13 protein-coding genes are annotated in these 14,151 nt (G+C 65.1%); 5 read left to right on the plus strand and 8 right to left on the minus strand.

All coding sequences use genetic code 11. The features are described from left to right. Positions 1-224 precede the first annotated feature (224 nt). Positions 225-2,447, plus strand: coding sequence for an EAL domain-containing protein (locus tag MRB47_RS12480; protein WP_252100879.1), 2,223 nt, complete (start codon positions 225-227; stop codon positions 2,445-2,447). 67 nt (positions 2,448-2,514) lie between these two features. Here MRB47_RS12480 and glmM read toward each other — a convergent pair whose 3' ends face one another. The 4 genes from glmM to MRB47_RS12500 form a co-directional block, all read right to left on the minus strand. Then, a complete protein-coding gene (gene glmM / locus MRB47_RS12485; protein WP_123676411.1) occupies positions 2,515-3,849 on the minus strand; it encodes a phosphoglucosamine mutase in 1,335 nt (444 codons plus the stop codon). A 12-nt stretch (positions 3,850-3,861) separates the two neighbouring features. Continuing rightward, positions 3,862-4,713: a dihydropteroate synthase gene (gene folP / locus MRB47_RS12490; protein WP_252100880.1), complete on the minus strand. Its 852-nt coding sequence runs from the start codon at positions 4,711-4,713 to the stop codon at positions 3,862-3,864. Between the two features lie 67 nt (positions 4,714-4,780). After that, positions 4,781-6,700, minus strand: a complete 1,920-nt coding sequence (gene ftsH / locus MRB47_RS12495; protein WP_252100881.1) for an ATP-dependent zinc metalloprotease FtsH — start codon at positions 6,698-6,700, stop codon at positions 4,781-4,783. 143 nt (positions 6,701-6,843) lie between these two features. Next, positions 6,844-7,506 carry an RlmE family RNA methyltransferase gene (locus MRB47_RS12500; RefSeq protein WP_252102626.1) on the minus strand — a complete coding sequence of 221 codons (663 nt, stop codon included), beginning with the start codon at positions 7,504-7,506 and terminating at the stop codon, positions 6,844-6,846. Between the two features lie 77 nt (positions 7,507-7,583). Here MRB47_RS12500 and MRB47_RS12505 point away from each other — a divergent pair, with 77 nt between their 5' ends. Both MRB47_RS12505 and MRB47_RS12510 read left to right on the plus strand, forming a co-directional pair. Further along, on the plus strand, positions 7,584-8,057 hold the full coding sequence (locus tag MRB47_RS12505) for a YhbY family RNA-binding protein (protein WP_011805591.1): 474 nt from the start codon (positions 7,584-7,586) through the stop codon (positions 8,055-8,057). 11 nt (positions 8,058-8,068) lie between these two features. Beyond that, positions 8,069-8,830: a glycosyltransferase gene (locus MRB47_RS12510; protein WP_123676414.1), complete on the plus strand. Its 762-nt coding sequence runs from the start codon at positions 8,069-8,071 to the stop codon at positions 8,828-8,830. Positions 8,831-8,887: 57 nt separating this feature from the next. Here MRB47_RS12510 and MRB47_RS12515 read toward each other — a convergent pair whose 3' ends face one another. From MRB47_RS12515 to greA, 3 genes are read right to left on the minus strand one after another with little or no spacing between them, the layout of a single operon-like run. Next, positions 8,888-9,769, minus strand: a complete 882-nt coding sequence (locus MRB47_RS12515; RefSeq protein WP_252100882.1) for a Kdo hydroxylase family protein — start codon at positions 9,767-9,769, stop codon at positions 8,888-8,890. A 6-nt stretch (positions 9,770-9,775) separates the two neighbouring features. Then, positions 9,776-10,189, minus strand: coding sequence for a DUF4149 domain-containing protein (locus MRB47_RS12520; RefSeq protein ID WP_011805594.1), 414 nt, complete (start codon positions 10,187-10,189; stop codon positions 9,776-9,778). Between the two features lie 11 nt (positions 10,190-10,200). After that, positions 10,201-10,677, minus strand: a complete 477-nt coding sequence (gene greA, locus MRB47_RS12525; protein ID WP_011805595.1) for a transcription elongation factor GreA — start codon at positions 10,675-10,677, stop codon at positions 10,201-10,203. Positions 10,678-11,244: 567 nt separating this feature from the next. Between greA and MRB47_RS12530 the strand changes: the two genes are divergently transcribed. Beyond that, positions 11,245-11,466 (plus strand): glycine zipper 2TM domain-containing protein, encoded by a 222-nt coding sequence (locus MRB47_RS12530; RefSeq protein ID WP_041838992.1) that lies wholly within the window; start codon positions 11,245-11,247, stop codon positions 11,464-11,466. Positions 11,467-11,533: 67 nt separating this feature from the next. On the opposite strand, the gene MRB47_RS12535 is transcribed toward MRB47_RS12530, so the two are convergent. Beyond that, on the minus strand, positions 11,534-12,175 hold the full coding sequence (locus MRB47_RS12535) for a DedA family protein (RefSeq protein WP_015913060.1): 642 nt from the start codon (positions 12,173-12,175) through the stop codon (positions 11,534-11,536). Between the two features lie 63 nt (positions 12,176-12,238). Between MRB47_RS12535 and mutL the strand changes: the two genes are divergently transcribed. Then, positions 12,239-14,146 carry a DNA mismatch repair endonuclease MutL gene (gene mutL, locus MRB47_RS12540; protein ID WP_252100883.1) on the plus strand — a complete coding sequence of 636 codons (1,908 nt, stop codon included), beginning with the start codon at positions 12,239-12,241 and terminating at the stop codon, positions 14,144-14,146. Positions 14,147-14,151: the final 5 nt, after the last annotated feature.

The raw sequence follows: 14,151 nt of genomic DNA on the forward strand, positions 1-14,151 counted from the left end.
TCCTGGTGTCGCAAGGACCACGCGTGCCTGCCCGAAGATGCCGGAGCACCGCATTCCTTGGACATGACTGTGCATACGGCCCGTGACGGCGCGGTGTCGCCTTCGTGGCGACTTTGTGTCATGGGACTAACCCTGCCAAAAAGAGATGCCGAAAACGCCCTGCCGCGAATACAATTTGCTACAAATCAGGATTTCCAACGTCACCATCTTCGGACTGCTGGTCCATGTCGCATCCGTCCACCGCCCTGGCGCAGGACCCAGGGCAGGTTTCTCCCGGGGCGATGCAGCGCGTCCTGCGCGAACAGCAGACCTTGCTGGACAGCGCGGGTGTCGGGATCGTGTTCATTCGCAACCGCGCTTTGGTGCGGTGCAACCAGCGCTGCGCCGAGATCTTCGGGCTACCCTCGCCCGAAGACGCGATTGGCCGAAGCAGCGAAGCGCTGCACCCAAGCCGGGGAGCGTTCCGCGAACTCGGCCGCGCCGCTTATCCGACCCTCGCGCGTGGTCAGGCGTATCGCACGGAGCGCCAGCTGAAACGCTGCGATGGCCAACTGTTCTGGGCGCACCTCACCGGGCGATTGATCAACCCCCGGGACAGCCGCGAAGGGTCCATCTGGATCATCGACGACATCGACGAGCAAAAGCGTGCTCAGGCGCAGTTGCAGGCGGCCTTGTGGGAAAAGCAGGTGCTGTTCGACAGTGCCATGGTGGGCATCGTCTTCCTGCAAGAGCGGCGCATGACACGGTGCAACCGCCATTTCGAGCAGATCCTGGGGTACGGCCCGGGCGAACTGGCAGGGTCCTCGTCGCGGCGGTGGTATTTGAGCGATGAAGACTGGCACGAGGCCGGGGTGCGCTGCTATGCGCCGCTGGTCCAGGGACAGTCCTTCGAAGGCCAGATGGTCTTGCGCACCCGGGATGGGCGCGCCATTGAATGTGAGGTACGCAGCAAGGCCGTCGATCCGTCGAATGTCGCGCAGGGCTCCATCTGGATCGTGATGGATGTGAGCGAGCGATTGCGCATTCAGAGGCAGCTCGCGGGCATGCATGGCGAACTGGAGCAGCAAGTGCGCGACCGCACGCGCGAGTTGCAGGAGACAGTGGGCAACCTGCACCGCGAGATCCAGGACCGTCAACGCGACCAGGAACGTATCTACTGGATGGCGCACTACGACGCGCTCACCGAACTGCCCAACCGTGTCCTTCTGGCCGAGCGCGGTCAGGACGCGATCCGCCACGCGCAAGAGTCCGGTGCGCCCCTGGCCGTGATGTTCCTGGACTTGGACAACTTCAAGCACGTGAACGACTCGCTGGGCCATCGCATCGGCGATGCACTGTTGGTGGAAATCGCACAGCGCCTGCGCACCACGGTGCGGCAAAGGGACACCGTGGCGCGTCTAGGAGGTGACGAGTTCGTGCTCCTGCTACCCGGCGCCAACGCGCAAGGCGCCGCGCGGGTGGCGGCCAAGATGCAGGAAGCAGCCCTGCAGCCGGTGCATATCCAGCACCATGAATTGTCGCTGGCCCTGTCCATGGGGATTGCGCTCTTTCCCGAGCATGGGAGCGATTTCGAGACCCTGATCCAGTCGGCCGATACCGCGATGTACCGCGCCAAGGCGGACGGACGCAACAGCTTCCGGTTCTTCACGCCCACGATGCAGGCGCAGTCGGCCCGAGCGCTGCAGTTGACCAACGCGCTGCGGCGGGCTCTGGAGCGCAACCAGTTGTCGCTGCATTACCAACCCCAGGTGTCCATAGCGACAGGACGGGTCTGCGGCGTGGAGGCACTGCTGCGCTGGCATCACCCAGAGCTGGGCGCGGTATCGCCAGCAGAATTTATTCCGGTGGCAGAAGACACTGGGCAAATCCTGCCCATTGGCGAGTGGGTGCTGCGCACGGCGCTGGCGCAGTTGCGCACCTGGCATAACCAGGGACTTCCGGCCCTGACGATGGCAGTGAATCTGTCCGCCGTGCAGTTCCGCCAGCCGCAGTTGCTGGAGCTGGTGGACCGGCTTCTCGCCGAGTACGGAGTGCAGCCCCACCTGCTGGAGCTGGAGCTGACCGAGAACGTGGCCGTCGCGGACCCCCACGCCGCGATCGCGACGATGGACCAGCTCCACGCCAAAGGCGTGCGCCTGTCGATGGATGACTTTGGTACCGGCTATTCGTCGCTGAGCCATCTCAAGCGATTCCAGATCTACCGGCTGAAGATCGACCAGTCCTTCGTGCGCGACCTGGACCATGACGGCAACGACCGCGCCATCGTCAGCGCCATCATCCGCATGGCGCAGTTGCTGGGCATGCGCACCACGGCCGAGGGGGTAGAAACCGCCCATCAGCTGACGTTCCTGCGCGAACAGGGCTGTGATGAAGCCCAGGGTTTCTATTTCAGCCGGCCCCTAGGGGCCCCGCATCTGCAGCAGTATTTGCTGCAGCGCCCTGCCTGAATGAACACTCAAAAGTGCCTGTAGCGCCCGTCTATCAAGCGTAAGCAGCTACAGTAACAATAGCAAATCAGCCCGCACGCGCCGCGTCTGCCATGCGTTGTGCGCAGCGGTTCGCCTGCTCGGCCTCACGTGCCTCCACCATCACGCGCAACAGTGGCTCCGTGCCGCTGGCGCGTACCAGCACGCGGCCATGGGCGCCCAATTCGGCCTCTGCGTCGCGGATGGCATCCGCGAGCACAGGGTTGGTTTTCCAGTCCTGGCCAGGGTTCAAGCGTACGTTGAGCAACACCTGAGGAAACAACGGCACGTCCGCGAGCAGCTGTGCCAGCGTTTTGCCGCTGCGCACGCACGCCTGCAACACCTGCAACGCGCTGATCAGGCCATCGCCCGTGGTGTGCCGGTCCAGCGCGAGCAGGTGGCCCGAGCCCTCCCCGCCCAACAGCCAATGCTGGCGCTGGAGTTCTTCCAGCACATAGCGGTCCCCCACCTTGGCGCGCATGAATTTCACGCCGCGCCGCTGCAGAGCCTCTTCCACGGCCATGTTGGTCATCAAGGTGCCGACCACGCCGGGCACATGCTCGTCGCGCGCCAGCCGGGCGGCAACCATCACGTAGAGCAGTTCGTCACCGTTGAAAAGCCGCCCCGCCGCATCCACCATTTGCACGCGGTCCGCGTCGCCGTCCAGCGCAATGCCGTAGTCAGCATGGTTGGCACGCACGGCCCGCACCAGCGCGTCCGGATGCGTGGCGCCCACCTGATGGTTGATGTTGAGCCCATCGGGCGCGCACCCGATCGCCAGGACCTCGGCCCCCAGTTCATGGAACACCTTGGGCGCGATGTGATAAGCCGCGCCATGTGCGGCATCCACGACGATCTTCAGGCCCCGCAGGGTGAGGTCGTTGGCAAAAGTGCTCTTGCAGAATTCAATGTACCGGCCGGCGGCGTCATCGAGCCGTCGCGTCTTGCCCAGCGATGCGGAATCGGCCCAAACGGGCGGTTGCTCCAGGGCGGCTTCCACCTCTTCTTCCCATGCGTCGGGCAGCTTGGTGCCTTGTGCACTGAAGAACTTGATGCCGTTGTCGGGGTATGGATTGTGGCTGGCGCTGATGACCACGCCCAGGCTCGCACGCTGGGCACGCGTGAGGTAGGCCACGCCCGGCGTGGGCAACGGCCCCAGCAGCACGACATCCACACCCGCCGAGTTGAAGCCCGATTCCAGCGCGCTTTCCAGCATGTAGCCGGAAATGCGCGTGTCCTTGCCGATGAGCACCGTGGGACGCTCCTGCGTGCGGCGCAGCACACGCCCTACCGCATGTGCCAAGCGCAGCGCGAAGTCGGGGGTGATGGGCGACTGCCCCACCGTGCCGCGGATGCCATCGGTGCCGAAATACTTGCGGGTCATGAAATTCCTTGATTACTGGGAAATGGCGGCGCCGGTGTCCTGCTGCCGCATCGCGCTCCACACCGCCAGCGCCGCCACGGTCTCGCGTACGTCATGCACACGCACCACCCGCGCCCCGCGCTCCACGGCAAGCACGGCCGCGGCAACGCTTGGTGCCATGCGTTCGTGCACAGGCAGGCCAGTGACGGAACCGATGGACGATTTGCGCGACCAGCCGGCCAGCAACGGGTAGCCCAAGGCCAGGAGCTCGGGCTGGCGGGCCAGCAGGGCGAAATTCTGCTCGACTGTCTTGCCGAACCCAATGCCATAGTCGAGTACGATGCGGGCCTTTTCCACGCCCAGCGCTTGCAGTTCCTGCGCTGAGCGCTCCAAAAAATAGAGCACTGACGGCACCACATCTTCCTCCATGGGCGTGGCCTGCATGGTCTGCGGGTCCCGGTGCATATGCATCAGGCACACGCCGCAGCGCGGATGGGCGGCGACGATCCCGGCCGCCCCTGGCTGGCGCAACGCCCAGATGTCGTTGACGATGTCCGCCCCCAGGTCCAGCACCGCCTGCATGACCTCGGGCTTGTAGGTGTCGACCGAGACTGGCACCCCCAGGCGCACCGCCTCCGCCACCAGCGGCACGACGCGCGCCAGCTCTTGCTCCAGCGGCACCGCCGGGCTACCCGGGCGCGTGGATTCGCCGCCGATGTCCAGGATATCCGCGCCATCCTTGATCAGCTGCTCGCAGTGCCGCAACGCTCCCCGCGTATCGACATGCCGGCCGCCGTCTGAGAAGGAATCTGGGGTGACGTTGACGATCCCCATGACCTGGGGACGCGTGAGGTCCACGTCGAAACGTGTGGTTTGCCAGCGCATGCGTGAGTGAGAGCCGTGAAATACAGAAAACGGGGCGCGAGGCCCCGTTCTTCATGCCAAACCGCTGTCAGGCGGCGGAGGGCGCCGGGTCCGGCTTGACGGCCGGAGTGCCGCCGCTGGAACCATCACCACCCGAAGGAGGGGTGCGCGGCGTCCAGTCCTTGGGCGGGCGAGGCGCCCGGCCGGCCATGATGTCGTCCAGCTGTTCGGCATCGATGGTTTCCCACTCCAGCATGGCCTTCGCCATGGCGTGCATCTTGTCCTGGTTCTCTTCGATCAGGCGGCGTGCCAATCCGTACTGCTCGTCGATGATGCGACGCACCTCGGCATCCACCTTCTGCATAGTTTCTTCGGAGATATTGGTGGTCTTGGTCACCGAACGGCCCAGGAACACCTCGCCTTCGTTCTCCGCGTACACCATGGGCCCCAGGGCCTCGCTCATGCCGTAGCGCATCACCATGTCGCGCGCGATAGACGTGGCGCGTTCGAAGTCATTGCTGGCGCCCGTAGTCATCTGGTTCATGAACACTTCTTCGGCAATGCGCCCACCGAACAGCATGGCGATCTGGTTCAGCATGTACTCCTTGTCGTAGGAGTAGCGGTCCTTCTCGGGCAGGCTCATGGTCACGCCCAGCGCGCGGCCGCGCGGAATGATGGTGACCTTGTGCACCGGGTCGCACTTCGGCAGCAACTTGCCGATCAGCGCATGGCCTGCTTCGTGGTAAGCCGTATTACGGCGCTCTTCCTCGGGCATGACCATGGTCTTGCGCTCGGGGCCCATGATGATCTTGTCCTTGGCCTTCTCGAAGTCCTGCATCTCCACGGTGCGCGCATTGCGCCGTGCAGCCATCAACGCTGCTTCGTTGCACAGGTTGGCCAAGTCTGCGCCGGACATGCCGGGCGTTCCGCGCGCGATGATGGCGGGGTTCACGTCCTGACCCACCGGGATCTTGCGCATGTGCACGCCCAGGATCTGCTCGCGGCCGCGAATGTCGGGCAGCGTCACATAGACCTGGCGGTCGAAGCGACCGGGACGCAGCAATGCAGCGTCCAGGATGTCGGGACGGTTGGTCGCAGCCACGACGATCACGCCCAGGTTGGTCTCGAAGCCATCCATCTCGACCAGCATCTGGTTCAGCGTCTGCTCGCGCTCGTCATTGCCGCCCCCCAGGCCGGCGCCGCGCTGGCGGCCCACGGCATCGATCTCATCGATGAAGATGATGCAGGGGGCGTTCTTCTTGGCGTTCTCGAACATGTCGCGCACGCGGGCCGCGCCCACGCCAACGAACATTTCCACGAAGTCGGAGCCCGAGATGCTGAAGAACGGCACCTTGGCTTCGCCAGCAATGGACTTGGCTAGCAGCGTCTTGCCGGTGCCCGGAGGGCCGACCAGCAACAGGCCACGCGGGATGCGGCCACCGAGCTTCTGGAATTTCTGCGGGTCCTTCAGGAAGTCCACAACCTCCTTGACCTCTTCCTTGGCCTCGTCGCAGCCCGCCACATCCGCGAAGGTGACGGTGTTGTTGTTCTCGTCCAGCATGCGCGCCTTCGACTTTCCGAAGCTGAAGGCACCACCCTTGCCGCCGCCCTGCATCTGGCGCATGAAGTACACCCACACGCCGATCAGCAGCAGCATGGGGCCCCAGCTGACCAGCAGGGTCATGAGCAGCGAGCCTCCTTCGCGCGGCTTGACGTCGAACTTGACGTTGTTGTTGATCAGGTCGCCCACGAGGCCGCGGTCGAGGTAGGTGGCCGTGGTGCGGATGCGGCGGTCATCATTGGTGACCGCCACGATCTCGGTGCCGCCCTGCCCTTCCTGGATGGTCGCGCTCTTGATGCGGTTGCTGCGCACCTCTTCCAGGAATTCCGAATAGCCGATGGTTCCGGCGCCCGCGCCCGCACGGGTGTCAAATTGTTTGAACACCGTAAAGAGCACCATGGCAATGACCAGCCAGACGGCGACTTTTGAAAACCACTGATTGTTCAAGCGGAACTCCAGATTCAGAAGTGGGAGGCCGGCCACGACACTGTCATGGAAACGTCCTAACGCAATTGGGGTTCATTTTAGGCGTTTCAACCCGCCAGCACCGCCCATTAACCCCGGCACAGGCCATGGTCAAGGCGCTGCGGTCAACCTTGACGCTTGAGCCCCATGCCCACCAGAAAGGTCTCCGATGATTTGTCGCGCGAGGCCTTGGGCTTCATCGGCTTGACCACGCGAAAGGTGTCCTTGAAGAGTTGCACCAACTGGGAGTAACCGCTGCCGTGGAACAGCTTCACAACCAGTGCCCCCTCAGGCTTCAGATGGTGCACGGCAAAGTCCACCGCCAGCTCGATCAGGTGCGCGATACGCACGGCATCCACCGACTCCACGCCCGACAGATTGGGCGCCATGTCCGACACCACCACATCCACGGGCCGCCCTTGCACGGCCTCCTGCAAGCGTGCCAGCACCTCATCCTCCCGAAAATCCCCCTGTAAAAAGGTGACGCCTTCAATCGGCTCCATCGGCAGAATGTCCAGCGCGAGGATGACGCCGTTGAGTTGCCCCACGGCAGCCCCGTCCGGCGACAACCGCCGGCGCACATACTGGCTCCAGGCCCCCGGAGACGACCCGAGATCCACCACCACATGGCCGGGCTTGATCAGCCCGAGCTGTTCGTCGATCTCTTTGAGCTTGTAGGCGGCGCGCGCACGGTAGCCCTCCTTCTGGGCGAGCTTGACGTAGGTGTCGTTGACATGGTCGTGGAGCCACGCCTTGTTCACCTTCTTGCTTTTGGTCTGGGCTTTCATGGATAGATCGGTGCGCCGCCCCGGATCGGGGGACAGCAGTATGCCGGCCATTGCCGGGGCGTTGAGATAATACGGGTATGCCTCAAATTCAACTGACTCCCGCCGAGCGCCGGGAACACCGCGCCAATGCCCACCATCTGGACCCCGTGGTCCTGATCGGTGGCGACGGACTTACGGCCGCCGTTCAAAAGGAGATCGATGCCGCACTCAAGGCCCATGGCCTCATCAAGGTGCGCGTCTTCAACGACGACCGCGCCGCACGCGAGGAGATGTATCAGCAACTGGCCGATGCGCTGAACGCCGCACCCATCCAGCATATCGGCAAGCTGCTGGTGCTGTGGCGGCCCATTCCTGCGAAAGAGAAAGCCATCGACGAAGACCGCATGCCCGGTCCCCGCGACGTGAAGGTACTCAAGTTCAGCAAGCGCGGCGGCCAGCGCCCCGAGGTCAAACAACTGCGTGTGCTGGGTAACCAGCGTCTGACGCCTGGCGGGCAGATCAAGCGTGCCAAGCCCAAGCAGAAGTCGGTGAAAAAACGCCAGGCCGATTGACCCTAGATCCCATGAACGCACCGCAGCAGCACCAGCGCCACATCCTTTGCATGAAGTGGGGCACGAAATATGGCCCCGAGTACGTCAACCGTCTTTACGCCATGGTGCGCCGCCACCTGAGTGGCGAGTTCAACTTCGTCTGCCTCACGGACGACGATGCAGGCATACGCCCCGAGGTGCAGTGCCTGCCCATCCCGCCGCTGAATCTGCAACTGGCCCCCGGCCAGCGGGACGGCGCCTGGAAAAAGCTCACGACCTTCGAGGCCGACCTGCACGGCCTGCGCGGCACAGCGCTGTTCCTCGACCTCGACGTGGTGATCGTGGGCGGGCTGGATCCCTTCTTCGAGCAGCCGGGTGAATTCCTCATCATCCACGACTACCCCCGTTTCTGGCGCTTTGGCCAGCGGATCACGGGCAACTCCTCGGTCTACCGCTTTGAACTGGGCGCGCATGCCGATGTGCTGGCGTACTTCCGCACGCACATGGACGAGGTGCAGGCCAACTATCGCAACGAGCAGGCCTTTCTGTCACGCTTCCTGCATGCCCAGGGCAAGCTGTCGTACTGGCCTGAAGGCTGGTGCCCGAGCTTCAAGTACGACGGCATTCCCGCGTGGCCGAGCAACTACTGGCGCGAGCCCTTCGTGCCCGAAGGCGCACGCATCATGATCTTCCACGGCGAATGCAATCCGCCGGATGCGCTGGAGGGACGGCGCAACAAGCGCTTTCACCACATCCAGCCCGCACGCTGGGTGGCGCGCCACTGGCACGAATGACGAGGTCGCCCCGCCATGAAGCGGGGCGGACAGGAACCGTCAGCGCGAAGGCGCCGGTTAGGCCGTCGGAACGCCGTGCAACGGCCGGCCCGTCAATCGCGTGAGGATCGCCAAGGGGCTCGCTTCCCGGTCATACGCATGCGACGCGGGCAGGTGCAATGTCTGCTCCAGCATGTATTGGCCGGACATGACCGCATGCGTGGCTTGGTCCGAAAAGCACACCCATACCGAACCCGCCGGAAACGGCACCGTTTCCTGCGGACTGGTGCGCTGGTACTCCAGGTCGCCCTTCATGCCGTCGTGCAGTTGCAGCATCAGGTGGTCGTACTCGCTGCGAAAGGACTTGGTCACACGCAGCGCCTGCAGCACCTTGGCCTGCCACGCCGAATACGGCTTGGCGCGTGGCAGGAACTTACGCGCCATGGCTTCGAAGGGCTCACCCACGCGCCACACACGGGGCGCCCCGTCGGGGTTGACGTTGGCAAACACGCGCAGGATGCGTTCGCCATAGTTGGGACGCGAGGGAAACGCATCCACGTGCAGCCGCCGGTCGTCGGCCCGCCAGGATTGCTGGCGGCTTTCCACCTGCATCGGCCGGTAGCTGGTGGGGGCCAGTCGCAGCGCAGAGGTGTAATGCGGCAGCAGCGCCTCGATCAAGCCCAGCGCCTGCGCCCGAAAGCGCGTGATCATGGCCGTCAACTGCGCCTGGGTGGCAGCGTCGCCCACCGCGCCCTTCAGGCTGCCGTCGACATTCAGGCTGATGTTGCGCGCACCAGGGTCGCGGATGTCAGGCCGCAGCAGGGCGCGCTCTTCAGGCTGCACCTCGAAGGCGAGGTTGGGAAAGAACAGCACCTTGCCGCCCTCCAGCGCAGCGCGCCAGGCGTCGGTCCCCGGTACCGACCAATCACGGGATTCGATGCGTACGACCTGGGATTCCATGCTCGCTCACCCTCCTTGCCTGGCAGTTTTCCACAACGTGATACCCGCGCAGAGCCATTGGACCAGATACATGGCACTGCCCACGCTGTGCCACAGCCTCAGGTTCTGGCGCGCCACGATGCGCGGCGCCACGCCATATTGCACCAGCAAGGCCAGCAGCAGGCCGAGGATCACAAAAACCATAGCTGCTCGCGCCCACTGCTCCTCGGTTTCCGCGTGTTTTCTTTTGGAAAGCACCAACAGACAAGCGCAACACGCTATCGAAATATAAGTCTGCGCCTCGAACAAACGGGCTGCCATCTGCCCCGCCACACTCGGCGTGGGCAGGTAGACGAACAGCATCGGCACGGCCACGAAGCCCATGGCCGAGAGGCTACCCCACCACAGGGCCGCAGCCAGCACGGGCAGGCGTTCGCGCATGGCGTGCACCCTCAGATGTAGCTGACGGCCACCACTTCGTAGCGCCGCACGCCCCCAGGCGCCTGCACCTCGGCCGTGTCGCCCTCTTCCTTGCCGATGAGCGCGCGCGCGATCGGGCTGGAAACATTGATCAGGCCGTGCTTCAAGTCGGCTTCGTCCTCGCCCACGATCTGGTACTTCACGGCGTCGCCCGTGTCCTCGTCCTCCAGTTCCACCGTGGCACCGAAGACCACGCGACCGCCTGCGTCCAGCGCCGAGGGGTCGATGATCTGGGCCGCCGACAGCTTGCCTTCGATCTCCATGATGCGGCCTTCGATGAAGCCCTGGCGGTCCTTGGCGGCTTCGTACTCGGCGTTTTCGCTCAGATCGCCCTGCGCGCGCGCCTCCGCAATGGCGCTGATCACGGCGGGCCGCTCGACGGTCTTGAGGCGGTGCAGTTCCTCCTTGAGTTTCTCTGCGCCGCGCTTGGTGATGGGAATGGTGGCCATGGGTCAGTCTCCAGATTCCAGATGCAAAAAGCAAACCGCCGCGCGTTGCCGCGCGGCGGTCTCACAAATCAAGGGCGATTATGCCGCGTTTGCCGCGGCGGTCATCCCCTAAGAGCCTGTTCACGATCTTTTCATAGAGCCCGTTGCCCAGCACAAGTGGCAGATGCAAGGCGCAAAGCGCAGCCGGGCTGGTGGCCCGGCGAGCCTTTGCAACGCCGCAGATGCCACTTGTGCGGGGCAACCCTTCGGGCAAGGCAGCAAAAAGCCGCTACTGCGTCGTTGCGCACCTTGCCCAGGCCTCCAGCATGGCCTGCGGCGCGCGCCTAGAGTGCGGCTTTTTGCTGCCTTGCGGGCACTATGAAAAGATCGTGAACAGGCTCTCAGGCACCGCCCGGGCTGGTTCGCCGTGGTTCACACGCGGCTGCGCTGGCGTTCACTCCAGGGGGGGCGTTGGTCAACACTTGCCACGGTGCGCGCCTGCCCAGACACGACACGGCTTGTAACAGCCACTCCCAGCCACCGCTCTACATTGAAGGCATGTTGAACCCACAAAAGGAGTCCCCCGTGCTGAAGACCCGTTACCTGCTTGCCGTGACCACGATGGCATCCGCATTCGCCTTGGGCGGCTGCGCCAGCGCACCGACCCACAACCAGCTGGGTACCGCTGCAGGTGCCGTGGCGGGCGGCGTCGCGGGCCATGTGCTGTTCGGCGGCCCGCTGGGTACCGTGGGCGGTGCCGCAGCGGGCGCGGTGATCGGCAACGAATTGACCAAATCCAAGCGCCGCTAACACCCGCGGTGCCCCTGTTTTTCGCCCGCCACGCGCGGGCGATATTGTTTCTGGCGGGGCGAAATGGTTACGCCGTTTTACGTCCGGCGCGCCAGGCGCCGAAGATGGCGATCAGCCCCGGCACCAGAATCAGGCCCCAGATGATCTTCTCCAGGTGCTGGCGCACCCAGGGCAGGTTGCCGAAGAAATAGCCCGCCGTGCAGATGCCCAGCACCCACACCAGCGCACCGCCCACGTTATAGGCCGAGAATTTGCCCCGCCCCATGGCCGCCACACCCGCCACAAAGGGGGCAAAGGTGCGAATGAACGGCATGAAGCGCGCCAGCACGATGGTGATACCGCCATAGCGCTCGTAGAACCCATGCGCCTGGTCAAACGCCCGCTTGTTGAACCAGCGCGAATCCTCCCACTGGAACACCTTCGGCCCGAAATAGCGCCCAATGGTGTAGTTGCACTGATCGCCCAGAATGGCCGCCACCAGCAAGATGGCGCAGGCCAGCGGGAAGTTCAGCAGCCCCGCGCCGCTGAGCGCGCCGACGATGAACAGCAGCGAGTCGCCCGGCAGGAAGGGCATGACCACCACGCCCGTCTCCACGAAGACGATGAGGAACAGCAGCGCGTACACCCAGGCGCCGTAGTTGGCGACGAAGGCCTCGAGGTACTTGTCCACGTGCAGGATGAAGTCGATGAGAAAGCTGACGAGTTCCATGAAAAAAGCGGGGTGCGCCCAAGGGCAAAGCGCGCATTATCCGCAGCTCCTAGAATTCCCCGGGTGAATGCAAGCTCCCCCCTCCCTGCTACCGCCGCGCCCGCCCCGCTCCCCCGCCGCCCCATCCGCGACCTGCCCGACGAGCTGATCAGCCAGATCGCCGCGGGCGAGGTGGTCGAACGCCCCGCGTCGGTGGTGCGCGAGCTGGTGGACAACGCGCTGGACTCCGGCGCCACGGCCATTACCGTGCGGCTGCTTGCCGGCGGCGTGCGCCTCATCAGCGTGGAGGATGACGGCTGCGGCATCCCGCAGGACGAGCTGCCCGTCGCCCTGCGCCGCCATGCCACCAGCAAAATCACCAACCTGCACGACCTGGAGACCGTGGCCACCATGGGCTTTCGCGGCGAGGCGCTGGCGGCCATCGCCTCGGTGTCGGAAACGGCGCTGCTGTCGCGCCCGCAGGCGCAGGCCAGCGCCTTCCTGCTCGATGCGCGCAGCGGCGAGATCCGCCCCGCCGCGCGCAGCCACGGCACCACGGTGGAGGTGAAGGAGCTGTTCTTCTCCACCCCGGCACGGCGCAAGTTCCTCAAGAGCGACGCCACCGAACTCGCGCACTGCGTCGAGGCCGTGCGCCGCCACGCGCTGGCGCGGCCCGACGTGGGCTTCGCCATCTGGCACGAAGGCAAGCTGCTGGAACAGTGGCGCGCCACTTTCGTGCCCGGCGCGGGGCAGGCACAGGACGCGCTGGCGCGCCGCCTGGCCGACGTGCTGGGCGAGGACTTCGTGGCCCAGTCCGTGGCCGTGCTGCACCGCGCGGGCCCCGTCACCGTGACAGGCCGTGCCGGTCTGCCCGATGCCGCGCGCGCCCGTGCCGACCACCAGTACTGCTACGTGAACGGCCGCTTCGTGCGCGACAAGGTGCTCACGCACGCGGCGCGCAGCGCCTACGAGGACGTGCTGCACGGCCAGAAGCAGCCCGTCTATGCGCTGTACGTGGAGATCGACCCGGCACGCGTGGACGTGAACGTGCACCCCACGAAGATCGAGGTGCGCTTTCGCGACAGCCGCGAGGTGCACCAGGCCGTGCGCCATGCCGTGGAGAACGCGTTGGCCGCCCCGCGCGCGGCGGCGCTTGCTCCGTCTTTTGTAGCTGCCAGCGCTTTACCAGAAAGCGATTCGGATAGAAAACCCTCTGAACCGTTCACGAGAAAAGCGCAAGCAGCTATCAAATTTGAAGAGCGCCCCGGCCACAAGGTCAGCGACCTGCAAGCGCTGTGGCAGCCCACGCCGTCTGCGGCGCCCACGGCCACGCCCGCACAGGGGGTGGCAGAGCCGCCACCCAGGGACTGGGCCACGCCTGCGCCGCCCGCCGCCGAAGAACCCGCATGGCCCCTGGGCCGGGCGGTGGCGCAGATTCACGGGGTCTACATCCTGGCCGAGAACGCGCAGGGCATGGTCGTCGTGGACATGCACGCCGCGCACGAGCGCATCGTCTACGAACGCCTCAAGGCCCAGGTGGACAGCGGCGCGCGCATCGCCAGCCAGCCCCTGCTGATCCCCGCCACCTTCGCCGCCACAGCGCAGGAGGTGGCGACGGCGGAAGAATGCGCCGAGGTGCTGGCCACGCTGGGCCTGGAGGTCGTGCCCTTCTCTCCCAAAACCCTGGCCGTGCGCGCCGTGCCCACCAGCTTGGCGCAAGGCGATGCGGTGGAGCTGGCGCGCAGCGTGCTGGCCGAACTGGCCGCGCACGACGCCACCACCGTGGTGCAGCGCGCGCGCAATGAAATCCTGGCCACCATGGCCTGCCACGGTGCCGTGCGCGCCAACCGCAAGCTCACGCTGGACGAAATGAACGCCCTGCTGCGCCAGATGGAAACCACCGACCGCAGCGACCAGTGCAACCACGGCCGCCCCACCTGGCGCCAGCTCACGATGAAAGAGCTGGACGCGCTGTTTTTGCGCGGACGCTGAGCGCC

Origin of the sequence: Diaphorobacter sp. LI3 (genome assembly GCF_022807955.1) — a bacterium.
In the GTDB taxonomy this organism is placed as follows: domain Bacteria; phylum Pseudomonadota; class Gammaproteobacteria; order Burkholderiales; family Burkholderiaceae_C; genus Diaphorobacter; species Diaphorobacter nitroreducens.

What these genes read in the sequence shown, in the direction of transcription:
- MRB47_RS12480 (WP_252100879.1), top strand. Translation starts at nt 225, where the DNA reads ATGTCGCATCCGTCCACCGCCCTGGCGCAGGACCCAGGGCAGGTTTCT.
- glmM (WP_123676411.1), bottom strand. Translation starts at nt 3,849, where the DNA reads ATGACCCGCAAGTATTTCGGCACCGATGGCATCCGCGGCACGGTGGGG.
- folP (WP_252100880.1), bottom strand. Translation starts at nt 4,713, where the DNA reads ATGCGCTGGCAAACCACACGTTTCGACGTGGACCTCACGCGTCCCCAG.
- MRB47_RS12500 (WP_252102626.1), bottom strand. Translation starts at nt 7,506, where the DNA reads ATGAAAGCCCAGACCAAAAGCAAGAAGGTGAACAAGGCGTGGCTCCAC.
- MRB47_RS12505 (WP_011805591.1), top strand. Translation starts at nt 7,584, where the DNA reads ATGCCTCAAATTCAACTGACTCCCGCCGAGCGCCGGGAACACCGCGCC.
- MRB47_RS12510 (WP_123676414.1), top strand. Translation starts at nt 8,069, where the DNA reads ATGAACGCACCGCAGCAGCACCAGCGCCACATCCTTTGCATGAAGTGG.
- MRB47_RS12515 (WP_252100882.1), bottom strand. Translation starts at nt 9,769, where the DNA reads ATGGAATCCCAGGTCGTACGCATCGAATCCCGTGATTGGTCGGTACCG.
- MRB47_RS12520 (WP_011805594.1), bottom strand. Translation starts at nt 10,189, where the DNA reads ATGCGCGAACGCCTGCCCGTGCTGGCTGCGGCCCTGTGGTGGGGTAGC.
- greA (WP_011805595.1), bottom strand. Translation starts at nt 10,677, where the DNA reads ATGGCCACCATTCCCATCACCAAGCGCGGCGCAGAGAAACTCAAGGAG.
- MRB47_RS12535 (WP_015913060.1), bottom strand. Translation starts at nt 12,175, where the DNA reads ATGGAACTCGTCAGCTTTCTCATCGACTTCATCCTGCACGTGGACAAG.